Below are 21,972 nucleotides of genomic sequence, written 5' to 3'. Positions count from 1 at the left end.
ATCAGAGCATCAGCCGGCCAGAGGCGATGTGCCGCGCATGGCCGGCGATCTTGACCCGCTCCCCCTCCAGGCGACAGAGCAGCTCGCCACCGCGCGCCGAGCACTGAAAGGCGCTCAGTTCGCTGCGCTCCAGGCGTTCTGCCCAGTAAGGCATGAGCATGCAGTGGGTGGAGCCGGTGACCGGGTCCTCATCGATGCCGATGCTCGGCGCAAAGTAGCGCGAGACGAAATCATGCCGCTCGCCGGGCGCCGTGATCAGCACGCCCAGCCCCGGCAGCTCGGCCAGCGCCGGCAGATGGGGAGCGAAGCCCCGCACCTGCGCCTCGCTGGCGAGCACCACCATCAACTCCTGCACGCTGCCATCGGCGTTGAGCAAGGTCAGCACGTCCTGCGCCGCCAGACCTAGCGCACGGTCGACCTGGGCATGCAGCGATGCCGGCGCCGGCACCACCGGGCGCAGCGGGAAATCCAGCTCCAGCCGCTCGCCCTGGCGGGTCACACGCAGCTCGCCGGACAGGCAGGTGAACAGCAGCACCTCACCCGCTTCCTGATAGAGATCGAACAGTACCTTGGCGCTGGCCAGCGTCGCATGGCCACACAGCGGCACCTCGCTGGCCGGCGTGAACCAGCGGATATGCCAGGCTTCGCCCTCCTTCACCACGAATGCCGTCTCGGCCAGGTTGTGCTCGGCGGCGATGCGCTGCATCAGCGCATCGTCGAGCCAGGCATCGAGGCGATAGACCATGGCGGGGTTGCCCGCGAAAGGACGGTCGGTAAAGGCGTCAACTTGATGAAATTCGAGCGGCATGATGCGTTCCTGACCAGACAAGAGCGGCCAGCATGCCTGCGCCAGGTAAGCGGCAACAGATACAGTTGCCGTTTTCCAGATGCCCTGGGCGCCATCCGCACAAGCGGCTTGCTCAGCGCCGGCCCAGGCTCCATATCTGCAGCCGCTCCCACGCTCTTGCGACGCCGCTCAGCCCTCGCTGCGCACCCGCTTCACCGCATCCAGCCAACCGGCATAGAGGCGCTCACGGTGCGTCTCGCTCATCCGCGGCTCGAAGCGATGCTGGCGATGCCAGTGACTGGCAATGGCCTTCAGATCGGGATAGAGCCCCAGTTGCAGGCCGGCCAGATAGGCAACCCCCAGCGCCGTGGTCTCGGTGACCTCGGGGCGCTCGACGCTGACCCCGAGGATGTCGGCGAGAAACTGCATGACCCAGTTGTTCTCCACCATGCCGCCGTCCACCCGCAGCGCGCTGGGCGCCGCGGCGCCGTCCTGACGCATGGCCTCGAGCAGGTCGCGGGTCTGGTAGCACACCGACTGCAGGCCGGCGGTGACGATCTCCTTGATCCCGGTATCGCGGGTCAGGCCGAAGATCGCGCCGCGCGCCTTGGGGTCCCAGTACGGCGCGCCCAGGCCGGTGAAGGCCGGTACCAGGTAGACGCCACAGGCCTCGCCGGTGGCCTCGGCCAGCGCCTCGCTGTCACGCGCATGGCTGATCAGCTTGATGCCGTCGCGCAGCCACTGCACCGCCGCCCCGGCGACGAAGATGCTGCCCTCCACGGCGTAGGTGACCTTGCCACCCAGGCGATAGCCGACGGTGGTCAGCAGGCGATTCTTCGAGCTCACCGGCTGATCGCCGGTGTTCTGGATCATGAAACAGCCGGTGCCATAGGTGCTCTTGACCATGCCGGGCTCGAAGCAGGCCTGACCGATCAGCGCCGCCTGCTGATCGCCGGCCATGCCCAGCACCGGAATACTGGCACCGAGCAGCTCGGCTTCGGCATGACCGAACTCGGCCGCGCAATCGAGCACCTCGGGCAACAGGCTGGCAGGGATGTCGAACAGCTCGAGCAAGTCCTGATCCCATTGCTGGGTGTGGATGTTGAACATCAGCGTGCGCGAGGCATTGCTGGCATCGGTACGATGCACCTTGCCACCGGTCAGGCGCCACAACAGGAAGCTGTCCACCGTACCGAAGCGCAGCTCGCCGCGCTGCGCACGCTCGCGGGCGCCGGGTACGTTTTCCAGGATCCAGCGCAGCTTGGTGGCGGAGAAATAGGGGTCGATCAGCAGACCGGTCTTGGCCGACACCATGGCCTCGTGCCCTGCATCCTTGAGGCCGGCGCAATAATCGGCGGTACGGCGGTCCTGCCAGACGATGGCCGGGTGAATGGGGGTGCCGCTGGCGGCATCCCACACCAGGGTGGTCTCACGCTGATTGGTGATGCCGATGGCAGCGATCGCCTCCGCCTGCAGGCCGCTGCTGGCGATGGCCTCGCGACAGACCTTGAGGGTGGACAGCCAGATTTCCTGGCCATCGTGCTCGACCCAGCCGTCCTGCGGAAAGTACTGCTTGAACTCCTGCTGGGCACGCGCCACCGGCAAGCCCTGGGCACTGAAGATGATGGCACGGGAACTGGTGGTGCCCTGATCGATGGCTAGCAGGTATTTGGACATGCGCGTTTCCTTGTTGTTATGTCGTCTGTTCGCTGCGCGAACGCAGGCGATTCAAGTCATGGGCGACCGATTTCGGCGAAACCGGCCTGGGTGAGCTTCGCCAGCACCTCGGCCGCCAGTTCCACCTCCAGGCCGCGCCGCCCGGCGCTGACGTAGATGCTGGAATGGTTGCGGGCCGAGCTGTCGATGAAGGTACGCAGACGCTTCTTCTGCCCCAGCGGGCTGATGCCGCCCAGCAGGTAACCGGTGGCGCGCTGGGCCGCGGCCGGGTCGGCCATGTCCGCCTTCTTCGCTCCGGCGGCCAGCGCCAGCGCCTTGAGGTCGAGACTGCCGGCAACCGGAACCACCGCCACCAGCAGCTCGCCCTTCTCGGTCGCGGCGAGCAGGGTCTTGAACACCTGCGCAGGTGCCAGGCCGAGTTTCTCCGCCGCCTCCAGCCCATAGGACGGGGCCTTGGGATCGTGCTGATAGCTATGCACCCGGTGCACGGCCTTGGCTTTCTTCAACAGGTCGATGGCTGGGGTCATGTTCGAATGTGAAAACAAGCTGAAAGAAAGCGTACATTAGCCGAAATCGTCCGGTTGGGCAGCCTATAATGGTCCGTCACCAAAGGAAGCCATCATGAATCTGGCCCCTCGCCAACACGACATCCTCAATCTCGCCCGTGAGCGCGGCTACGTCAGCATCGACGAACTGGCCCAGGCCTTCGCCGTCACTCCACAGACCATACGTCGCGACATCAATCAGCTGGCCGAGCACGGCCTGCTGCGCCGTACCCACGGTGGCGCCGCCTGCGAGGCCTCGAGCATTCAGAACACCGCCTACGGCATGCGGGCCGGGCAGATGCGCGAGGAAAAACAGCGCATCGCCGAAGCCGTGGCCGCGCAAATTCCCGATCATGCCTCGCTGTTCATCAACATCGGCACCACCACCGAAGCCATCGCCCGCGAGCTGCAGAACCACAAGGGTCTGAAGATCATCACCAACAACCTGCACGTGGCCGCCCAGCTCAGCGCCAAGGCCGACTTCGAGGTGCTGGTGGCCGGCGGCACGGTGCGCAGCGACGGCGGCATCGTCGGCCAGGCGGCGGTGGATTTCATCCAGCAGTTCAAGGTCGACTACGCCATCGTCGGCATCAGCGGCATCGACGAGGACGGCAGCCTGCTCGACTTCGACTATCAGGAAGTGCGGGTTTCCCAGGCCATCATCGACAACGCCCGCCAGGTGTTTCTCGCCGCCGACTCCAGCAAGTTCGGTCGCAATGCCGTGGTCCGCCTGGGCTCCATCGCCCTGGTCGACCGCGTGTTCACCGACTGCGCACCGTCGCCCGCCATCGCCCGCCTGCTGCACAGCCACAAGGTCCAGCTCGACCTGGTCTGATCAGGCCGAAGCCGGCTGCTGCAGCGCGGGTGCCCATCGCCAGCCCCGCGCTGGCCGGCTGCACCCGCCCTCCCCTCGCTCCACGACCACTCGGCGCACAATCGCGCAGCGGGCTAGCGAAGTCGCGCATCTTCGTCTAGCATATTTTCGAAAGTGAACATCAACACATTCGAATCCAATAGCCGAGCGTGCCCCATGCCTCACGATCCGTTCGCCAGTCCCGTTGCGGAAGTCTATGACCTCGCCGTCGTTGGCGGCGGCATCAATGGCGTGGGCATCGCCGCTGACGCGGCCGGCCGCGGCCTGTCCGTATTCCTTTGCGAAAAGGATGACCTGGCCAGCCACACGTCCTCGGCCAGCAGCAAGCTGATCCATGGCGGCCTGCGCTATCTGGAGCATCACGAGTTCCGCCTGGTGCGCGAGGCCCTGGCCGAGCGTGAGGTGTTGCTGGCCAAGGCGCCGCATATCGTCAAACCCATGCGCTTCGTTCTGCCGCACCGCCCGCACCTGCGTCCGGCCTGGATGATTCGCGCCGGCCTGTTTCTCTACGACCACCTCGGCAAGCGCGAACGTCTGCCCCCCTCGCGCGGCCTGCGCTTCGGCGCCGGCAGCCCGCTCAAGGCGGAGATCAGCCGCGGCTTCGAGTACTCCGACTGCTGGGTGGACGACGCCCGCCTGGTGGTACTCAATGCCATGGCCGCCCGCGAGAAAGGCGCTCATATCCATACCCGCACCCGCTGCGTCAGCGCGCGACGCAGCAAGGGCCTGTGGCACATCCACCTCGAACGCAACGATGGCAGCCTGTTCTCCATCCGCGCCCGCGGGCTGGTCAACGCCGCCGGCCCCTGGGTTGCCCGCTTCATCCGCGAAGACCTCAAACAGCAGTCGCCCTACGGCATCCGCCTGATCCAGGGCAGCCATATCGTGGTACCGCGCCTGTACGAGGGCGAGCAGGCCTACATCCTGCAGAACGAGGACCGACGCATCGTCTTCGCCATTCCCTATCTGGAACGCTTCACCCTGATCGGCACCACCGACCGTGAATACCAGGGCGACCCGGCGCAGGTGGCCGTCAGCGCCGAGGAAACCGACTACCTGCTCAAGGTGGTCAACGACCATTTCAAGCAGCAGCTGAGCCGCGCCGACGTGCTGTACAGCTTCTCCGGGGTCCGCCCGCTGTGCGACGACGAGTCGGACGAGCCTTCGGCCATTACCCGCGACTACACCCTGTCGTTGTCCGGTGCACCTGGCGAAGCGCCGCTGCTCTCGGTATTCGGCGGCAAGCTGACCACCTACCGCAAGCTGGCCGAATCCGCCATGGCGCAGCTGCAGCCCTACTTTGCGAACCTGGGACCGGCCTGGACCGCCAGCGCCCCCTTGCCCGGGGGCGAGAATCTGGAGAGCCTGAGCGCGCTGATCGAAGCCCTCTGCGAGCGCCATGGCTGGTTACCCACCAGCCTGGCCAGGCGCTGGGCCGTCAGCTATGGCAGCCGCACCTGGCGCCTGCTCGAGGGCGTACACAACCTGACCGATCTTGGCGAACATCTCGGCGCCGGGCTCTACACCCGCGAAGTCGACTACCTGCGCCGTGAGGAATGGGTGCGCGGCAGCGCCGACCTGCTCTGGCGGCGCAGCAAGCTGGGCCTGTTCATGACGCCGAGCCAGCAGGCCCGCCTGCAGGACTACCTGCGCAGTCACGACCCGCATTCCGCTCACGCCGCCTGAATTCCGCGTGCTCAATGCCCCGCTCTGCGGGGCTTTTTTATGGCGCGAAAAAAAATTTGTCGATCCGCTTTCCGGACCATTCAGCCAGTTGAATTCCCGGGCAAGTTTTTTATTGCGTCAATTCAATAACTTGGCACTTTGATGCGGAATCGAAACATTCGTATTCAGTTTTATTTTTACTTATCTTTCAATAACTTAGGTTTGACAGAGAAGAAAACGGGGCAGAAAATTCGTAGTCATCCACCTTCATCGAAACAGCAGGAGCGATCATGAAAGGCGACAAGAAGGTCATTCAGCACCTGAACAAGATTCTCGGTAACGAACTGGTCGCCATCAACCAGTACTTCCTGCATGCGCGCATGTACGAAGACTGGGGCCTGAAAAAGCTTGGCGAGCACGAGTATCACGAGTCCATCGACGAGATGAAGCACGCCGACAAGCTGATCAAGCGCATCCTGTTTCTCGAAGGCATTCCCAATGTGCAGGATCTGGGCAAGCTGCTGATCGGCGAGAACACCAAGGAAATGCTCGAATGCGACCTGAAGCTCGAGCACAAGGCCCATGCCGATCTCAAGGCCGGCATCGCCTACTGCGAAAGCATCGGCGACTACGCCAGTCGTGAGCTGATGGAAGAAATCCTCTGCTCCGAGGAAGACCACATCGACTGGCTGGAAACCCAACTGGGCCTGATCGAGGCGGTAGGCCTGCAGAATTACCTGCAGTCGCAGATGGACGAATAAGTCAGCCGCAACAAAAAACGGGAGCCAATGGCTCCCGTTTTTTATTGCGCCAGGCAATCAGCGCGCCTCCTGCTCCTTGACCCGGAACCAGGCCGCATACAGCGCCGGCAGGAACAGCAGGGTCAAGGCCGTGGCCACCACCAGGCCGCCCATGATGGCCACCGCCATCGGCCCGAAGAACACGCTGCGCGACAGCGGGATCATCGCCAGCACCGAGGCCAGCGCCGTCAGCACGATGGGCCGGAAGCGGCGCACCGTGGCTTCGATGATGGCGTGCCAGCGGTCCAGTCCGGCCTCGATGTCCTGCTCGATCTGGTCGACCAGAATCACCGAGTTGCGCATGATCATGCCGGCCAGGGCAATGGTGCCGAGCATGGCGACGAAGCCGAACGGTTGACGGAAGATTAGCAGGAACAGGGTCACCCCGATCAGCCCCAGCGGCGCGGTGAGAAACACCATCGCCGACCGCGAGAAACTCTTGAGCTGCAGCATCAGCAGCGTCAGCACCACGACGATGAACAGCGGCACGCCGGCGTTCACCGACTTCTGCCCGCGGGCGGAATCCTCCACCGTACCGCCGACTTCCAGCAGGTAGCCATCGGGCAGTTCGGCGCGAATAGGCTCCAGGGTCGGCAGGATCTGCTGGGTCAGGCTGGCCGGCTGCTGCTGGCCGTAGACATCGGCGCGCACCGTGACGTTGGGCAGGCGATTGCGGTGCCAGATGATGCCCTCCTCGAAACCGTATTCCAAGGTCGCCACCTGCGACAGGGCCACGCTGCGGCCGCTGTCGGTCGGGACCGCCAGGCTGGGCAGCAGGCTCAGGGCCTTGCGCTCCTGCGCGGTACCGCGCTGCAGGATCTCGATCAGCTCATTGCCCTCGCGATACTGGCTGACACTGGTGCCGGACAGCGAGCCCTGCAGGAAACGCGACAGCTCGGCGGTGTTGACTCCCAGTGCACGGGCGCGGTCCTGATCGATATTGAGGATCACCACCTTGCTCGGCTCCTCCCAATCCAGGTGCACGTTGACCACATGCGGGTTCTCACGCACTTTGTCCGCCACCTGGCGAGCCAGGGCGCGCACCTCGTCGATATGCTCGCCGCTGACGCGGAACTGGATCGGATAGCCCACGGGCGGGCCGTTTTCCAGGCGGCTGACGCGACTGCGCAGGGCTGGGAACTCATCGTTCATCACCTGGATCAGCCAGGTGCGCAGACGCTCGCGCTCCTCGATGCTCGAGGCCAGCACCACGAACTGGGCAAAGCTGGCTGCCGGCAACTGCTGGTCCAGCGGCAGGTAGAAACGCGGCGAACCGGTGCCGACATAGGCCACGTAGTTGTCGATGCCCGGCTGCTCCTTGAGCAGCTGTTCCAGGCGACGTACCTCGGCCTCGGTGGCACTGAGCGACGCGCCCTCTTCCAGCTTGATGTCCACCATCAGCTCCAGACGCCCGGACGCCGGGAAGAACTGCTGCGGTACGAAACGGAACAGCAGCACCGACGCGACGAACAGGCCGATGGTCAGCATGATCACCGTGCCCCGGTAGCGCACGCACCACTCCACGGCAGCCCGCACGCGACGGTAGAAGGGGGTCGCGTAGGGGTCATGGCCGGCGTCGCTGCCGCCATGCTTGGCGGCATGCAGCTTGGCCAGGTCGGGCAGCAGCTTGTCGCCGAGATAGGGCACGAACATCACGGCGGCGATCCACGAGGCGATCAGGGCGATGGCCACCACCTGGAAGATCGAACGGGTGTATTCGCCCGTGCCGGACTGCGCGGTGGCGATGGGCAGAAAGCCCGCGGCGGTGATCAGGGTACCGGTGAGCATGGGGAACGCCGTGCTGGTCCAGGCGAAGCTAGCCGCCTTGAAGCGGTCGTAGCCCTGCTCCATCTTGATCGCCATCATCTCCACCGCGATGATCGCGTCGTCCACCAGCAGGCCGAGGCCAAGTACCAGGGCGCCGAGGGAAATCTTGTGCAGGCCGATGCCGAGGTAGTACATGGTGGCGAAGGTCATCGCCAGCACCAGCGGAATCACCAGCGCCACCACCAGGCCGGTGCGCAGGCCGAGGGAGAAGAAGCTGACCGCCAGCACGATCACCAGCGCCTCGACCAGCACCTTGACGAACTCGCCCACGCCGGTCTTCACCGCCGCCGGCTGATCCGACACCTTGCGCAGCTCCATGCCCAGCGGGAGCGTCTGTTGCAGGCGGGCGAACTCGCCCTCCAGCGCCTTGCCCAGCACCAGAATGTCGCCGCCGGCCTTCATCGACACGGCCAGACCGATGGCATCCTCGCCCATGAAGCGCATACGCGGCGCGGGTGGATCGTTGAAGCCGCGCTTGACCTCGGCCACGTCGGCGATGCGGAAGGTGCGATCACCGACGCGAATGGGAAAGTCGCGAATCTCCTCCACCGACTCGAAACGCCCGGTCACGCGTAGCTGAATGCGCTCGCTGGCGGTCTCGAAAAAGCCCGCGGCAGCCACCGCGTTCTGCGCCTCCAGCGCCTGCTGCACCGCCGCCAGCGGCAAGCCGAGGGTGGCCAGCTTGGTGTTGGACAGCTCGATCCAGATCTTCTCGTCCTGCAGGCCGACCAGCTCCACCTTGCCGACGTCCTTGACGCGCTGCAGCTGCAGCTGGATGCGGTCGGCGTAGTCCTTGAGCACTGCGTAGTCGAAACCGTTGCCAGTCAGGGCGTAGATGTTGCCGAAGGTGGTGCCGAACTCGTCGTTGAAGAACGGGCCCTGAATGCCCGGTGGCAGCGTATGGCGAATGTCGCTGACCTTCTTGCGCACCTGGTACCACAGCTCGGGAATCTCCGAGCTGCGCATCGAGTCACGCGCCATGAAGGTGACCTGCGACTCGCCCGGCCGCGAGAAGCTGGTGATGCGGTCGTACTCGCCGGTCTCCATCAGCTTCTTCTCGATGCGTTCGGTGACCTGGCGCGACACCTCCTCGGCGCTGGCGCCCGGCCAGTTGGTGCGGATCACCATGGCCTTGAAGGTGAAGGGAGGATCTTCGCTCTGGCCGAGCTTGGTATAGGAAAGCGCCCCCACCACGGCCAGCAGCAGCATGATGTAGAGCACGATCTGGCGATGGCGCAGCGCCCAGGCAGACAGGTTGAAGCTCATGCCGGCTTACTCCTTGGCGGCCAGTTCGACGTTGCGGTTGTCGCGGTCCACCGGGCGTACCTGCAACCCCTCGCGCAACACCTGGACACCCGCCGCTACCACCCAGTCGGTTGCCGACAGGCCTTCGAGCACCGGCACGCGATCGTCGCCATAGGCGCCGACCCGCACCAGACGGCGCTGCACGGTGTGCTCCCGGGGATCGACCACCCAGACGAAGGGCTGGCCCTGTTCGGCGCTGAGCGCCGACAGTGGTACCGCCAGCGGCACCTCGCCGTTGCTGGCGATGAATACGCGCGCGCTTTGTCCCAGTTCGGCCGGCACCTTGCCTTCGCTGAAGGCAACCCGGGCGGCGAAGGTGCGCGACTGCGGATCGGCCGCCGGCGCCATCTCGCGGATGCGACCGGGGAAGCGCTGATCAGGCTGCGACCAGAGTTCCACCTCCACCGGCTGACCGATTGCGAAGCGACCGAAGCTCTGCTCCGGCAGGCTGATGGAGACCTCGCGCTCGCCATCGGCGGCCAGGGTGAAGACGGTCTGTCCGGCGGCCACCACCTGCCCCACCTCGACGGCGCGACGCGCAATCACGCCGTCCTGGGAAGCGCGCAGCACGGCGTAACCGGCCTGATTGCTGGCCACGTCGTACTCGGCCCTGATCTGCTTCAGGCGCGCTTCGCCGGAACGGTAGAGGTTCTCGGCATTGTCATACTGCGAGCGGCTGACCAGGTTGCGCTCGAGCAAAGTCTTGTAACGGTCGCGCTCGGCACGCACGGTCTGCAGATTGGCCTCTGCGGCCGCCACCTGCGCACGGGTCGCCTCCAGTTGCAGGCGTACGTCCTGCGGGTCCAGCTCCGCCAGCGCCTGATCCTTCTTCACTCGATCGCCGACATCCACCATGCGCTTGCTCACCTTGCCGGTGATGCGGAAAGCCAGCTCCGGCTCGTAACGTGCGCGAACCTCGCCCGGATAACTGTCGACCAGGGCCGCAGCCGGTTGCGGCTGCACCACCATGGCAGGTCGGATCGGCTGCTGCATCGGCTCGCCGTTACCGCAGGCAGACAGGAGAAAGACAAGACCCAGAGACGCAACTAGGGGAAGCACATGGCGGGACATGATGGCGACCTTTCGGAGAAGGTTTGGAATATTTGTACTGGCGGGTATAGTAAAAATAGCAAACTCGCCAGTCCAGTATTAAAATTCGCCAATGCCTGACAAGTTGTTACAGCCTTCCGGCCCCGGCCGACCGAAGGACCTCGCCAAACGCCGCGCCATCCTCGACGCGGCCAAGACCCTGTTCCTGCGCCACGGCTACGACGGCAGCAGCATGGACGCCATCGCCGCCGAGGCCGGGGTTTCCAAGCTCACGGTGTACAGCCATTTCACCGACAAGGAGACGCTGTTCTCCGCGGCGGTGAAGGCCAAGTGCGAGGAACAGCTGCCGGAGCTGCTGTTCGAGCTGCCGGCCGGGGCGCCGATCGAGACCGTGCTGCTGAATATCGGCCGCGGCTTCCACGCGCTGATCAGCAGCCGCGAGTCGGTGGAGTTGCATCGGATGATGGTCAGCCTGGCCAGCCAGGATCCCAAGCTGGCGCTGATGTTCTATCAGGCCGGGCCGCAGCGCGTGCTGCAGGAGATGGAAGCGCTGCTGCGCAGGGCAGATCAGGGCGGCCTGCTGCGGATCGACGACCCGCTGATGGCCGCCGACCAGTTCTTCAGCCTGGTCAAGGGCGGCGCGCACTTCCGCCTGCTGATCGGTTGCTGCGCCCCGCTCGAAGGCGCGGCCGCCGAACGACACGTGCACGAGGCAGTGGAACTGTTTCTACGCGCCTATCGATGCTGAACCACCGCAGGGTGAGCCGTGCGCACCGCTGCAATCGCGGCGAACCCTCAGTCGGCGCACCCTACGCGCCTTCCAGCTTCTTCTTCGGGTAGACGTCGTAACGGCTGGACTTGCCTTCCAGCACGTAGCCGGGTTTCGCCCCCTCGATGGCCGGCGCCTTGCGCGGGCGCTTGACCACCACCCGGTGACTGGCCAGCGCCAGCGCCGCCGCCAGCAGCGCCGGCGCGTCCAGATCGTCGCCCACGAACGGCCTGAACAGGCGCATTTCCTTCTTCACCAGGGCGCTCTTGTCGCGGTGCGGGAACATCGGATCGAGGTAAATCACCTGAGGCGCCTCGCCCTGCCAGTTCTGCATCAGGTCGATGGCATTGCCTGTCAGCAAGCGCATGCGTGCAACGATGGGCGCCACCTCGAGGTCGAGCTCGGCGCGTTGCAGGCCGTCCTCGAGCAGCGCGGCGATCAGCGGCTGGCGTTCGATCAGAGTCATTTCACAGCCCAGGCTGGCCAGGACGAAGGCGTCGCGCCCCAGACCCGCGGTTGCATCGAGAATCCGTGGACGGATACCCGACTGCACCCCTACCGCCTTGGCGATCATCTGCCCGCTGCCACCGCCGAACTGGCGTCGATGGGCTGCCGCGCCCTCGACGAAATCCACCCGCACCGGCCCCGGCGCCTTGTCGCCCAACTCCACCAGTTGCAGGCCCTGATCACCCAGTTGCAGGGCAAAATCGGTCTCGCCAACCCGCGGCAGGCCAAGGCGCGCCGCCCAACGGGCTGCTGCCTCGGCGTGATGGGCTTGCAGGGCATCCATGCGGATGCTGGCGTTGCGAGGCTCGTCGGTCATGGGCTCTGTCTGCTCAGGAAACATTCACACTCGGCCTCACGGCCGCTATCGAAGAAGCGGCATTCTGCCAGAGCCGGCCGCCGACAGCCGCATCGAGTGTCACCCTGGTGGATGCTCCTTGCGCCAGCCCCGAGACGCCCGGCCGGGCTTTTTGGCCAGGTGCCAGCTTCAGAGTCACCTCCCCGCATGCTCCATAGGGTGCGCCGTGCGCACCGGTACACCCGACAAGAAACCGTCCGCCCCTACCAGCGCCGCCTTAACGGCACATGCGCCACATACCCATGTCCACGTGAAAGTGGTCGCGGTGGGCGGCGTTGTAGTCCGGCCCCAGGGTCACGTTGAAACTGTCGCAGGCCGCCTCCTGCACCAGGCGCAGGAAGCGCGCCTTGTCGCCCTCTCCCGGCCAGTCGTGCAGCACGCTGATGCGCCGTCCGTCGCGCAGCCGGAAGCCGACCATATCCAGGGCATTGGCATAGGAATGCTGGCTGGGTCGCTGGCTGCCGGCGATGCTGCGGCAGGCGAAGCTGCCGACGTGCTCGATGCGGCTGACCGGCTGGCCGAACACCGCCTGCGCAGCGGGCTGCAGCCCATGCCGTTCGAACAGGGCGAAACTTACCGCCAGCGGACAGGTGGCCATGAAGCTGCTGCTCAGGCCGACGTTGGCGCCCTGGATACGCACGGCATTTTCTATCGGGCAGCCGGGATGCGGCGTGCTGTCGGGAAGACGGGTGAAACGCAGCTCGGAAGTCGCCAGGGCCAGGTCGCACAACTCGCGATCCTCGCTCAGGCGCCAGAGCTTGAAGCCGGTCAGCAGGTTCGGCTGCTCGCGCACGTCCAGCGGCGCCCAGGGATTGAAACGTGGCGCCACATCCACCCAGCCGCGCCACAGCGCAACCAGCAGAGCCGCGCCGAGCAGCACGGCGAGCAAGAGCAATCGGCCGAATATCCGTATCAGCATGTCCATGTCCTATCAGAGCAGGCCGAGCTGCTCCAGTTCCGGCTCTCTATGCAGCGTCGGCAACTCCGGCAAGCCGGGCAGACGCAGGCTCAGTTGCTGGTGAAAGCGTCGCGCCAACTCGGGCGCCAGGCGGTTGTCCGAGGTGTGGGCGAAGACGTAGGGGCGCAATCCCTGCTCGATCCAGGCGGCGACCTTGTCCAGCCAGGGCGCCATGAAGGGGTCGTTCGCCAGCAACTCGGGATGACCGATGAAGCGCAGCTGCGGGCTCTGGCTGAACGTGGTGGGCCGAGTCGGCAGGCGCGGCTTCTTGGCCTGCGCGTGGAGCACGGCCGCTTCCTGTGAATCACAGCTGAACAGGGCACGGGAATCCAGGCAGATGCGCTCGACACCGCGCTCATGCAACAGGCGATTGAGCACGCGCTCGGCATCACCCTTGGCGAAGAACTCCGGGTGCCGCACCTCGATGGCCAGCGGCCAATCGCCCCAGTGCTCGATGAACGCCGCCAGCTCGGCCAGGCGCGTCGGGCCGAAGCTGGCCGGCAGTTGCAGCCAGTACGGCGCAACCCTGGCGCCCAGGGGCGCAAGCAACTGGCGAAAACGCTCGACCTCCTCCAACTGCTGGCACAGGTCGTCACTGTGGCTGACATCGCGCGGCAGCTTGGCGCAGAAACGGAAATCCGCCGGCATCTGCTGGGCCCAACGCGCAACGGTCTGCTCGCTGGGGCGAGCGTAGAAGGTGGTGTTGCCCTCGACGGCGTTGAACACCTGAACGTAGCGGCCGAGAAAATCGGCGGGCCGGGTGTCATCGGGGTAGAGCGTGGCGCGCCAGGCGGCTTCGCTCCAGGAGGGACAGCCAAGATGATAGGGAAGCGCAGCGCTCATCGATCGATTGTGGCGGACCTGACAGAGGCGCGCGGAACACGCCGTGGGACGATGTTAGGCGTAGAGGTCGAGACCGAGCACTTCCTGCGCGTCGGATTCGTTGGCATAGGCGGCGGTGGTGCTGTAGCTGGCCAGCGCCTGGACGGCGCGGTTGCTCATGGCCGGCTGCTGAAACGCCAGGTCCTGGGAACGGGCCGGCAGGCTGTCGGTGTTGGCGCTGCTGGCCTGCACCCGACGAATCTGCGGAGCCTGCTCCAGCCCCTGGCTGCTGGCCGGTGCGGTCGGTTGCTCACGCCGAACCTCGATCTCCCGCTGCGCCTCGCGATAGGGCGTGACCGCAGTGCCCGAACGGGGGCCGCGATCGGGCGAGTAGGAAGGTAGGTAAGCGTCGATCCGCATCTAGGACTGCTCGGTGGGCTCGGCTGAACGAAGGACAGTGCTGGCAATGTAGCGGCGGCCACCGGACTTGGCAAATGCCAAGGGGTTCTTGACGCCAAACATCCGACCAATTGTCATGCCGACGGCGCCTTGGGTGTCGCGACCTGATCGCGCAGGTACACCGGCTGGGCCTGATCGGCCGGCAACGCCTCGCCACGCGCCCAGGCAAAACGGGCCAGAGCGAGCAGGTCTTCGGCGTGCGGCAGCAGGCTGCCATCCATATGAGTGGGCTTGAGCGCGATACGCGCGGCATAGGTGCCCCAACCGGTACCGGCGCCGAACCAGTCGCCGCTGCAGCCACGCGGCGCCTCGGCCTGCTCCGGCGGCAACACCGCCTCCTCGCCGAGCAGACGCATCTCGCCGGCATCGGCGCGGTAGCAGCCCCAGTACACCTCATCCATGCGCGCGTCGATGGCTGCCGCCACCTGGGTCGCGCCCCGCTCACGCAGCGCGCGCTGGGCCAGCACGGCCAGATTGGATACCGGCAACACCGGCCGGTCCAGGGCAAACGCCAGGCCCTGAACCACGCCGATGGCGATGCGTACGCCCGTGAAGGCGCCCGGGCCACGGCCAAAGGCGATGGCATCCAGCGCCGAGGCGGCGATGCCGGCGTCGCCCAGCAGTTGCTGAATCATCGGCAACAGGCGTTGCGCATGCAGGCGCGGGGCAACCTCGTAGTGGCTGAGCACGCGACCGTCATGCAGCAGCGCGACGGAGCAGGCTTCGGTGGCGGTATCCAGGGCCAGGAGAGTGGTCATTGCATTCGGACAGCTGCAGAAAAAAGAGCCGGCATTAGACCGGCTCGAGGAGTTTTTTTCCAGCACCCTGACGGCCAGACGCCACCGGCGCACGACCGGTGGCGGCCGCAACGCCCTACCAGGGCTCGACGACCGTCTCGGCCTCCCAGCCTTGCAGCGGCGCCTTGGACCAGGTGCCGTAGCTGGCGTTGGGGAACACGATCCACTCCACGCCCCACTTGCCGGCCTCTTCGGCAACGGTGTTGCGCTGCGCGTCGAGCGGCGTCTTGCGAAAGCGCGCATCGAAGTCATGCAGCGTGTCGCCCAGCAGCATGATGATCTGATGATCGGCGCTGACGATGGCGCGCCGCTCGACCTTGGGCGGGCCGAGCAGCAGCACGCTCTGCTCCGAGACCTGCGGCAGGCCCAGCTTGCTCAGGGTGGCCAGGGTGTATTTCTTTTGCTCGTCGGCGCGGTCGGAGATGTAGCGGATGGTCACGCCCAGCTTGTCGGCGCGGTCGAGAAACTGCTTCGCGCCGGGAATCAGCCTGGGCACGCCGTCGCGCTCCCAGGGCAGCCAGGTATCCCAGGCGTCGTACTGGTGACAGTTGGCCAGATCACGCGCCAGCAGGGCGCTGTTGTCGATCACGGTTTCGTCGAGGTCGGTGACGATGGCCAGCTTCGACGGATCCTTCGCTGCGGCCACGGCCTTGTCGAGTTTCTCCGTGGCGATGTTGTAGGCCTGCAGCTGCAGCGCCTGGATTTCCGCCGATTGCTGCTGAAAGCGCAGGCCCATGGCGAACTCGGCAACGGAACAGTCGGCCTTGCCCGGTGCGGCGGTCTCGGCGAATACCGGCGGAGTGGCCAGCAGTGCTGCCGCAAGGCCCAGCCAGATGCGTTTCTCGATCATTGAATGCCCTCTTCCTTATAGGTTGTCGACGCGCCCCGACGCAGGCCGGAGGCTTGCATCGTCGATACTAGTCGGCCCGCCTTGCGCGGCCATGCTTGAGAGCGACCAGAACGTATCCATGTTCCATATACGACAAAGGCCCCTTGCGGGGCCTTTGTCGGAGACAGCTGGCGGTGGACTCAGTCCAGCGCGGCCAGGGTCTTGGCGGTGATGTCTTCGACGCTGCCGACGCCCGGAATGTGGCTGTACTTCGGGGTGCCGGTCTCGGCGGACAGCTTCTGGTAGAAATCCACCAGCGGCTTGGTCTGCGAGTGGTAAACGGACAGGCGATGACGCACGGTCTCTTCCTTGTCGTCTTCACGCTGAACCAGTTCCTCACCGCTGACGTCGTCCTTGCCGGCGACCTTCGGCGGGTTGTACTCGGTGTGGTAGACGCGACCGGAAGCCGGGTGCACACGACGGCCGGACAGACGCTTGACGATTTCCTCGTCGTCGACGGCGATTTCCACCACGTGATCCAGGGTCACGCCGGCGTCACGCAGGGCTTCGGCCTGCGGAATAGTGCGCGGGAAGCCATCGAACAGGAAGCCATTGGCGCAGTCGGGCTGGGCGATGCGCTCCTTGACCAGGTTGATGATCAGGTCATCGGAAACCAGGCCACCGGCATCCATCACGCTCTTGGCCTTCAGGCCCAGTTCGGTGCCCGCCTTGACCGCAGCACGCAGCATGTCGCCGGTGGAGATTTGCGGAATACCGAATTTCTCGGTGATGTAGCGAGCCTGGGTACCTTTGCCGGCACCGGGCGCCCCCAGCAGAATCACGCGCATCGATGTGCTCCTCAAGAGTTATCTAGTAATCGGTCGGACTCGCCTCGTGGGGCCAATCTCTTAAATGGTGCGGCAGCCGCAGCGGCCAAAAGGCTGCTCAAGATACACAGCGCACCCCAGGCGCACAAGCCGCCAAAAGTCGGATAAAACCCCTTCGCCCGACCCGGTGAACAGGCTCGGCGAGGCCGGCCTGGCACATGCCTTGCCGGCCTCTGCGCCCCTCAACCGGTGTTGCGCAGACCGGCCGCAATGCCCGCCACGCTGACCAGCAGCGCCTGCTCCAGAGGGCTCTCCGGCGCCTGCTGGCGTAGCCGGCACCGTGCCAGCAGCTCGGCCTGCAGCAGATGCAGCGGATCGAGATAGGTGTTGCGCACGCTGATCGATTCCAGCGTCTCCGGGCTGTGCGCGAGCAGGCGCGACTGACCGGTCAGTTCCAGCACCGCGGCACAGGCCTGCGACAATAGGTCGCGTAACTGCGCACCCAGTGGCTGCAGCGCCGGCTCCACCAGACGCTGGTCATACAGTGCTGCAATGCTGGCGTCGGCCTTGGCCAGCACCATCTCCAGCATGTCGATGCGCGTGCGGAAGAACGGCCACTGCTCGCGCATGTTCTTCAGCAGCTCGCCTTCGCCACCTGCCAGTGCCTGACCCAGCGCCTGTTCCCAACCGAGCCAGGCCGGCAGCATCAGGCGGGTCTGGGTCCAGGCGAAGATCCACGGAATCGCCCGCAGGCTCTCGACCCCACCTTCGCGGCGCTTGGCCGGACGACTGCCGAGTGGCAGCCTGCCCAGCTCCTGCTCCGGGGTCGCCTGGCGGAAGTAGGCGACGAACTGCGGATGCTCGCGCACTACGCCGCGGTAGGCCTTGACCCCGACGTCGGCGAGACGATCCATCATCGCCCGCCAGCTCGGCTCGGGCGCAGGTGGCGGCAGCAAGGTGGCCTCCAGCACCGCAGCGAGATACAGATTGAGGTTCTGCTCGGCGATGTCCGGCAGGCCGAACTTGAAGCGGATCATCTCGCCCTGCTCGGTGGTGCGGAAACGCCCCGCCACCGAACCCGGCGGTTGCGACAGGATCGCGGCATGAGCCGGGCCACCGCCCCGGCCCACGGTGCCACCGCGGCCATGGAACAGCAGCAGCTCCACCTGATGTTCGCCACACAGGCGCACCAGCTCCTCCTGGGCGCGGTACTGCGCCCAGGCGGCCGCGGTGGTGCCGGCATCCTTGGCCGAATCGGAATAGCCGATCATCACTTCCTGCGGCCCGTGCAACCGCACCCGATAACCGGGCAACCCCAGCAGGCGATCGATCACCGGGCCGGCGTTGTCCAGATCGGCCAGGGTTTCGAACAGTGGCACCACGCGCATCGGCCGGCGCAACCCGGCCTCCTTGAGCAGCAGTTGCACCGCCAGCACGTCGGAGGCTGCACCGGCCATGGAGATCACGTACGAGCCCAGCGCTGCCGCGGGCGCAGCGGCCACCTCGCGGCAGGTGGCGAGCACTTCGGCGGTATCGGCCGAGGGCCGGTAGTCGCTCGGCAGCAGCGGCCGACGGCTGTCCAGTTCGCGCTGCAGGAAGGCCAGGCGCTGCTCCTCGTCCCACTCGGCGTAACGCCCGAGGCCCAGGTAATCGGTGATCTCCGACAACGCGGCGGCGTGCCGGGTGGAATCCTGACGCACATCGAGACGCACCAGGAACAGGCCGAAGGTCGCTGCCCGGCGCAGGCAGTCGAGCAGCGGCCCATCGGCGATCACGCCCATGCCGCAGGCATGCAGCGACTGATAGCAGAGCTGCAGCGGCGCCAGCAGATCATGATTGTCCTGCAACACCGCAGCGCCGGGCGCGATGTCGGCCGTCAGCGCCTGCTGCGCCCAGCTGCGCGTCTCGCGCAGGCGCTCGCGCAACTGCTTGAGCAACGCCCGATAAGGCTCGGCGCTGTCACCGACCTGGGCGCGCAGCTCGGCACTGGCCTGCTGCATGGACAGCTCGGCGGCCAGTTGATCGACATCGCGCAAGTACAGGTCGGCGGCCATCCAGCGCGCCAGCAGCAGCACCTCGCGGGTGACGCGAGCGGTGACATTGGGATTGCCGTCGCGGTCGCCGCCCATCCAGGACGCAAAGCGAATCGGCGCCGCCTCCAGCGGCAAACGCAAACCGGTGGCGGCCTGCAGGCTGCGGTCGGCGCGGCGCAGGAACTGCGGCACGGCCTGCCACAGCGAATGCTCGATCACGGCGAAGCCCCATTTGGCTTCGTCCACCGGGCTGGGCCGGCTGCGTCGAATCTCTTCGGTATGCCAGGCCTCGGCGATCAGCCGCTGCAGACGCAGGGCGATACGCTCACGCTCGGCCGGCAGCAGGTCACTGTGGTCCAGCGCCGTCAGCTGCGCGGCGATGGCATCGTATTTCTGGATCAGGGTACGCCGCGCCACTTCGGTGGGGTGAGCGGTCAGCACCAGTTCGATGTCCAGGCGCCCGAGCTGACGGGCCAACTCGTCGGGTTTCTGACCGGCGGCGAGCAGGCGTTCGAGCAGCTCGTCGAGCACCCGCAGCTCGAAGGGCTCGGGCTCGTCCGGGCGGCGTCGGCGCACACGGTGTTGCTGCTCGGCGATATTGGCCAGATTGAGAAACTGGTTGAAGGCCCGCGCAACGGGCAACAGCTCGTCGTCGCCGAGGTCGCCGAGGGTGCTGGTCAGCTGTTCGGCTCCGGCCGCCGAGCCGCGGCGGCCGGCCTTGGCGCCCTTGCGAATGCGTTCGATCTTGTCGAGAAAGTCGTCGCCGAGCTGGGTTCGTATGGTCTGCCCGAGCAGCTCACCGAGCAGGTGGACTTCCTCTCGCAGGCGCGCATCGATTTCCGCCATGTCGCACTCCTTGTCCTGATCAATGTCAACAGAGTGCCCAGCGCGCCAACTTCTTACAAGGGTGCGACGCACACCGCGGCGGTGTCCATGCGCTGGGTCTAGGCTTACCTACAGGCATTCCCGGCATGCGCCGGGCTGTCCCGTCCGCGCTGCCCTTGAGGAGCTGAGACATGAGAATTCGAGAACTGGCCAAACATTGGGAGCAGAACGCCAAAGGCCGCCTGACCACGACCCGCTACCACATCCATCTGGATGTAGAGGCAGCGGCGCGCCTGGCCGCGCTGGCCGAGATGTACCCCAAGCATCACAGCGAAGAACTGCTCGGCGAACTGATCGGGGCGGCACTGGAGGAGCTGGAAGCCAGCCTGCCCTACGTGCGCGGCAGCAAGGTGGTGGCGCTGGATGAACAGGGCGACCCGCTGTACGAAGACATCGGCCCGACGCCACGCTTTCTCGCCCTGTCACGCAAGTATCTGCGCGAACTCACCGAACAAGGCTCGGAACAGACGCACTGAAACCGCTTCAGCCGGCTCGCCTGTTCGATATATCGCGCATATCGCCTTACACCGCCGGGCGCTGCAGCGCAACCAGAAGCGCTGCGGGGCGTCGGCGGCCATCCGTTAGCGGCCCCCATCCGGCGGGGCCGGCGCTGCCCATAACCTCAAGCGAACGCCCATGGATCGCCGTTTCGCTTGCCTTTGCGCATCCTTCCAGGCGGCCCTCCTGCCGCTGCAATCCGCCCCGCCACACCAGGTATGCGAGCAGAAAACTGACCAACAGGTCACTGTTGCAATCATGAGCTAGCTGTCTTTTTTTCTGAACCTTTCAAAAAATGTTTCGGTCCCACTTCTAGGCCATCGAGCAACGCCGGCGCCGTCCAGGCCCCGGATAGACGCTCGTCGCGATGCGCCAGCCACGGATATCGTCGTTCATAGGAGTGTTTCAAATGGAGTTAGCCACCATGAAGACTCATACCGAGAAAACCCCGAACACCTCCCGCCACGGGATGAAACTGGCCGCCCTGGTCTTGGGCAGCAGCCTGGTGCTGGCAGGCTGTGCCGGTAATCCACCCAGCGAGCAGTACGCCGTCACCCAGTCCGCCGTGAATTCGGCGATCAGCGCCGGTGGCACCGAGTTCGCCGCCGTGGAGATGAAAGCGGCGCAGGACAAGCTCAAGCAGGCCGAACTGGCCATGCACGAGAAAGAGTATGACAAGGCTCGCCGCCTGGCCGAACAGGCCGAGTGGGACGCCCGGGTCGCCGAACGCAAGGCCCAGGCGGCGAAAGCCGAGCAGGCTCTGCAGGACGCCCGCCAGGGTGTCCAGGACCTGCGCGAGGAAGGCATGCGCAACGCTCAGTGAGCGTCATGTCACCTACTCATTCGCTGACAGATAAGGATGAATCGCCATGCGTAAACACGTGATGATCCCCGCCCTTCTGGCCCTGAGCGTCGGCCTGGCCGCCTGCTCGCACCAGCCCAATGCCAATCTGGAATCGGCTCGCAACAACTTCTCCACGCTGCAAAGCGACCCGCAGTCGAACAAGCTGGCGGCGCTGGAAACCAAGGAAGCCCAGGAATGGCTGAACAAGGCCGACAAGGCCTACATGGAGCGTGACGACGAGAAGAAGGTCGACCAGCTGGCCTACCTGACCAACCAGCGCGTCGAGGTGGCCAAGCAGACCATCGCCCTGCGCGCCGCCGAGAACGAGCTGAAGAACACCTCGGCGCAACGCGCCAAGGCACTGCTCGATGCCCGCGACGCGCAGATCCGCAAGCTGCAGGACAGCCTCAACGCCAAGCAGACCGAGCGCGGCACCCTGGTGACCTTCGGTGACGTGCTGTTCGACTTCAACAAGGCCGAACTCAAGAGCAGCGCGCTGCCCAACGTCACGCAACTGGCGCGCTTCCTCCAGGAAAATCCCGAGCGTCAGGTGATCGTCGAGGGCTACACCGACAGCGTCGGCTCGGCCAGCTACAACCAGGGCCTGTCCGAGCGCCGCGCCGAGTCCGTACGCCGCGCACTGATCCGTGCCGGTGTCGAGCCGACTCGTATCGTCGCCCAGGGCTACGGCAAGGAGTATCCGGTAGCGGACAACTCCAGCGACTCGGGCCGCGCGCAGAACCGTCGGGTGGAGGTGACCATCTCCAACGACAACCAGCCGGTGGCACCGCGCTCCTCGGCCGGCGCCTGATCGCAGCGCTGCAATGAAGAAACCCGCCTGATGGCGGGTTTCTTTTTT

Annotated in this window: 20 protein-coding genes; 7 read left to right on the top strand and 13 right to left on the bottom strand. The window is 65.7% G+C overall.

Translation table 11 applies throughout. The features are described from left to right. Position 1: 1 nt before the first annotated feature. From N7333_RS11545 to ybaK, 3 genes are all read right to left on the bottom strand, one after another. Complete coding sequence (locus N7333_RS11545; RefSeq protein WP_129481686.1) at positions 2-808, bottom strand: PhzF family phenazine biosynthesis protein; 807 nt, start codon at positions 806-808, stop codon at positions 2-4. A gap of 168 nt (positions 809-976) precedes the next feature. Beyond that, positions 977-2,464, bottom strand: coding sequence for a glycerol kinase GlpK (gene glpK / locus N7333_RS11540; protein WP_129481687.1), 1,488 nt, complete (start codon positions 2,462-2,464; stop codon positions 977-979). Positions 2,465-2,520: 56 nt separating this feature from the next. Further along, positions 2,521-2,991, bottom strand: a complete 471-nt coding sequence (gene ybaK, locus N7333_RS11535) for a Cys-tRNA(Pro) deacylase (RefSeq protein ID WP_129481688.1) — start codon at positions 2,989-2,991, stop codon at positions 2,521-2,523. 94 nt (positions 2,992-3,085) lie between these two features. On the opposite strand from ybaK, the gene N7333_RS11530 reads away from it, so the two are divergent. The 3 genes from N7333_RS11530 to bfr all read left to right on the top strand — a co-directional run bounded on the left by N7333_RS11530 (position 3,086) and on the right by bfr (position 6,309). Next, positions 3,086-3,844, top strand: coding sequence for a DeoR family transcriptional regulator (locus tag N7333_RS11530; protein WP_003246065.1), 759 nt, complete (start codon positions 3,086-3,088; stop codon positions 3,842-3,844). A gap of 195 nt (positions 3,845-4,039) precedes the next feature. Beyond that, entirely contained in the window at positions 4,040-5,569 is a 1,530-nt protein-coding gene (gene glpD, locus N7333_RS11525) for a glycerol-3-phosphate dehydrogenase (protein WP_129481689.1), read from the top strand. Between the two features lie 269 nt (positions 5,570-5,838). Continuing rightward, a complete protein-coding gene (gene bfr, locus N7333_RS11520; RefSeq protein WP_003246067.1) occupies positions 5,839-6,309 on the top strand; it encodes a bacterioferritin in 471 nt (156 codons plus the stop codon). A gap of 57 nt (positions 6,310-6,366) precedes the next feature. Here bfr and N7333_RS11515 read toward each other — a convergent pair whose 3' ends face one another. Both N7333_RS11515 and N7333_RS11510 read right to left on the bottom strand, forming a co-directional pair. Next, on the bottom strand, positions 6,367-9,441 hold the full coding sequence (locus N7333_RS11515; RefSeq protein WP_003246069.1) for an efflux RND transporter permease subunit: 3,075 nt from the start codon (positions 9,439-9,441) through the stop codon (positions 6,367-6,369). A 6-nt stretch (positions 9,442-9,447) separates the two neighbouring features. After that, entirely contained in the window at positions 9,448-10,551 is a 1,104-nt protein-coding gene (locus N7333_RS11510; RefSeq protein ID WP_012019425.1) for an efflux RND transporter periplasmic adaptor subunit, read from the bottom strand. 91 nt (positions 10,552-10,642) lie between these two features. Here N7333_RS11510 and N7333_RS11505 point away from each other — a divergent pair, with 91 nt between their 5' ends. Further along, positions 10,643-11,278, top strand: coding sequence for a TetR/AcrR family transcriptional regulator (locus N7333_RS11505; RefSeq protein ID WP_003246073.1), 636 nt, complete (start codon positions 10,643-10,645; stop codon positions 11,276-11,278). Between the two features lie 61 nt (positions 11,279-11,339). Here N7333_RS11505 and N7333_RS11500 read toward each other — a convergent pair whose 3' ends face one another. From N7333_RS11500 to ppc, 8 genes are all read right to left on the bottom strand, one after another. Beyond that, positions 11,340-12,122 carry a class I SAM-dependent methyltransferase gene (locus N7333_RS11500; RefSeq protein WP_129481690.1) on the bottom strand — a complete coding sequence of 261 codons (783 nt, stop codon included), beginning with the start codon at positions 12,120-12,122 and terminating at the stop codon, positions 11,340-11,342. Positions 12,123-12,378: 256 nt separating this feature from the next. Next, a complete protein-coding gene (locus N7333_RS11495) occupies positions 12,379-13,080 on the bottom strand; it encodes an extensin family protein (RefSeq protein ID WP_012019428.1) in 702 nt (233 codons plus the stop codon). 12 nt (positions 13,081-13,092) lie between these two features. Further along, positions 13,093-13,962, bottom strand: a complete 870-nt coding sequence (locus N7333_RS11490; RefSeq protein WP_129481691.1) for a DUF72 domain-containing protein — start codon at positions 13,960-13,962, stop codon at positions 13,093-13,095. Positions 13,963-14,016: 54 nt separating this feature from the next. Beyond that, complete coding sequence (locus N7333_RS11485) at positions 14,017-14,361, bottom strand: hypothetical protein (protein WP_279858862.1); 345 nt, start codon at positions 14,359-14,361, stop codon at positions 14,017-14,019. A gap of 113 nt (positions 14,362-14,474) precedes the next feature. Then, positions 14,475-15,158 carry a tRNA (adenosine(37)-N6)-threonylcarbamoyltransferase complex dimerization subunit type 1 TsaB gene (gene tsaB, locus N7333_RS11480; RefSeq protein WP_096825790.1) on the bottom strand — a complete coding sequence of 228 codons (684 nt, stop codon included), beginning with the start codon at positions 15,156-15,158 and terminating at the stop codon, positions 14,475-14,477. 115 nt (positions 15,159-15,273) lie between these two features. Then, complete coding sequence (locus tag N7333_RS11475) at positions 15,274-16,047, bottom strand: HAD family acid phosphatase (protein ID WP_129481692.1); 774 nt, start codon at positions 16,045-16,047, stop codon at positions 15,274-15,276. 179 nt (positions 16,048-16,226) lie between these two features. Further along, positions 16,227-16,874, bottom strand: a complete 648-nt coding sequence (gene adk / locus N7333_RS11470) for an adenylate kinase (protein ID WP_003246084.1) — start codon at positions 16,872-16,874, stop codon at positions 16,227-16,229. Positions 16,875-17,095: 221 nt separating this feature from the next. Further along, the gene (ppc, locus tag N7333_RS11465) at positions 17,096-19,732 is read right to left on the bottom strand and encodes a phosphoenolpyruvate carboxylase (protein WP_003246086.1); all 2,637 of its coding nucleotides are present in this window, start codon (positions 19,730-19,732) and stop codon (positions 17,096-17,098) included. Between the two features lie 170 nt (positions 19,733-19,902). Here ppc and N7333_RS11460 point away from each other — a divergent pair, with 170 nt between their 5' ends. The 3 genes from N7333_RS11460 to N7333_RS11450 all read left to right on the top strand — a co-directional run bounded on the left by N7333_RS11460 (position 19,903) and on the right by N7333_RS11450 (position 21,924). Next, positions 19,903-20,247, top strand: a complete 345-nt coding sequence (locus N7333_RS11460) for a hypothetical protein (protein WP_003246087.1) — start codon at positions 19,903-19,905, stop codon at positions 20,245-20,247. Between the two features lie 431 nt (positions 20,248-20,678). Next, positions 20,679-21,092 (top strand): DUF4398 domain-containing protein, encoded by a 414-nt coding sequence (locus N7333_RS11455; protein WP_003246089.1) that lies wholly within the window; start codon positions 20,679-20,681, stop codon positions 21,090-21,092. Positions 21,093-21,138: 46 nt separating this feature from the next. Next, positions 21,139-21,924: an OmpA family protein gene (locus N7333_RS11450; RefSeq protein ID WP_003246091.1), complete on the top strand. Its 786-nt coding sequence runs from the start codon at positions 21,139-21,141 to the stop codon at positions 21,922-21,924. Positions 21,925-21,972 lie beyond the last annotated feature (48 nt).

The organism is Pseudomonas sp. GD04158, assembly GCF_029834875.1.
GTDB classification, from domain to species: domain Bacteria; phylum Pseudomonadota; class Gammaproteobacteria; order Pseudomonadales; family Pseudomonadaceae; genus Aquipseudomonas; species Aquipseudomonas hydrolytica.
The sequence above is the reverse complement of the archived record's forward strand: the minus strand, read 5'-3'. Positions and strand labels throughout refer to the sequence as shown.

Excerpts from the sequence above, each read along its gene's own strand:
- N7333_RS11545 (WP_129481686.1), bottom strand. The coding sequence starts at position 808 with ATGCCGCTCGAATTTCATCAAGTTGACGCCTTTACCGACCGTCCTTTC.
- glpK (WP_129481687.1), bottom strand. The coding sequence starts at position 2,464 with ATGTCCAAATACCTGCTAGCCATCGATCAGGGCACCACCAGTTCCCGT.
- ybaK (WP_129481688.1), bottom strand. The coding sequence starts at position 2,991 with ATGACCCCAGCCATCGACCTGTTGAAGAAAGCCAAGGCCGTGCACCGG.
- N7333_RS11530 (WP_003246065.1), top strand. The coding sequence starts at position 3,086 with ATGAATCTGGCCCCTCGCCAACACGACATCCTCAATCTCGCCCGTGAG.
- glpD (WP_129481689.1), top strand. The coding sequence starts at position 4,040 with ATGCCTCACGATCCGTTCGCCAGTCCCGTTGCGGAAGTCTATGACCTC.
- bfr (WP_003246067.1), top strand. The coding sequence starts at position 5,839 with ATGAAAGGCGACAAGAAGGTCATTCAGCACCTGAACAAGATTCTCGGT.
- N7333_RS11515 (WP_003246069.1), bottom strand. The coding sequence starts at position 9,441 with ATGAGCTTCAACCTGTCTGCCTGGGCGCTGCGCCATCGCCAGATCGTG.
- N7333_RS11510 (WP_012019425.1), bottom strand. The coding sequence starts at position 10,551 with ATGTCCCGCCATGTGCTTCCCCTAGTTGCGTCTCTGGGTCTTGTCTTT.
- N7333_RS11505 (WP_003246073.1), top strand. The coding sequence starts at position 10,643 with ATGCCTGACAAGTTGTTACAGCCTTCCGGCCCCGGCCGACCGAAGGAC.
- N7333_RS11500 (WP_129481690.1), bottom strand. The coding sequence starts at position 12,122 with ATGACCGACGAGCCTCGCAACGCCAGCATCCGCATGGATGCCCTGCAA.
- N7333_RS11495 (WP_012019428.1), bottom strand. The coding sequence starts at position 13,080 with ATGCTGATACGGATATTCGGCCGATTGCTCTTGCTCGCCGTGCTGCTC.
- N7333_RS11490 (WP_129481691.1), bottom strand. The coding sequence starts at position 13,962 with ATGAGCGCTGCGCTTCCCTATCATCTTGGCTGTCCCTCCTGGAGCGAA.
- N7333_RS11485 (WP_279858862.1), bottom strand. The coding sequence starts at position 14,361 with ATGCGGATCGACGCTTACCTACCTTCCTACTCGCCCGATCGCGGCCCC.
- tsaB (WP_096825790.1), bottom strand. The coding sequence starts at position 15,158 with ATGACCACTCTCCTGGCCCTGGATACCGCCACCGAAGCCTGCTCCGTC.
- N7333_RS11475 (WP_129481692.1), bottom strand. The coding sequence starts at position 16,047 with ATGATCGAGAAACGCATCTGGCTGGGCCTTGCGGCAGCACTGCTGGCC.
- adk (WP_003246084.1), bottom strand. The coding sequence starts at position 16,874 with ATGCGCGTGATTCTGCTGGGGGCGCCCGGTGCCGGCAAAGGTACCCAG.
- ppc (WP_003246086.1), bottom strand. The coding sequence starts at position 19,732 with ATGGCGGAAATCGATGCGCGCCTGCGAGAGGAAGTCCACCTGCTCGGT.
- N7333_RS11460 (WP_003246087.1), top strand. The coding sequence starts at position 19,903 with ATGAGAATTCGAGAACTGGCCAAACATTGGGAGCAGAACGCCAAAGGC.
- N7333_RS11455 (WP_003246089.1), top strand. The coding sequence starts at position 20,679 with ATGGAGTTAGCCACCATGAAGACTCATACCGAGAAAACCCCGAACACC.
- N7333_RS11450 (WP_003246091.1), top strand. The coding sequence starts at position 21,139 with ATGCGTAAACACGTGATGATCCCCGCCCTTCTGGCCCTGAGCGTCGGC.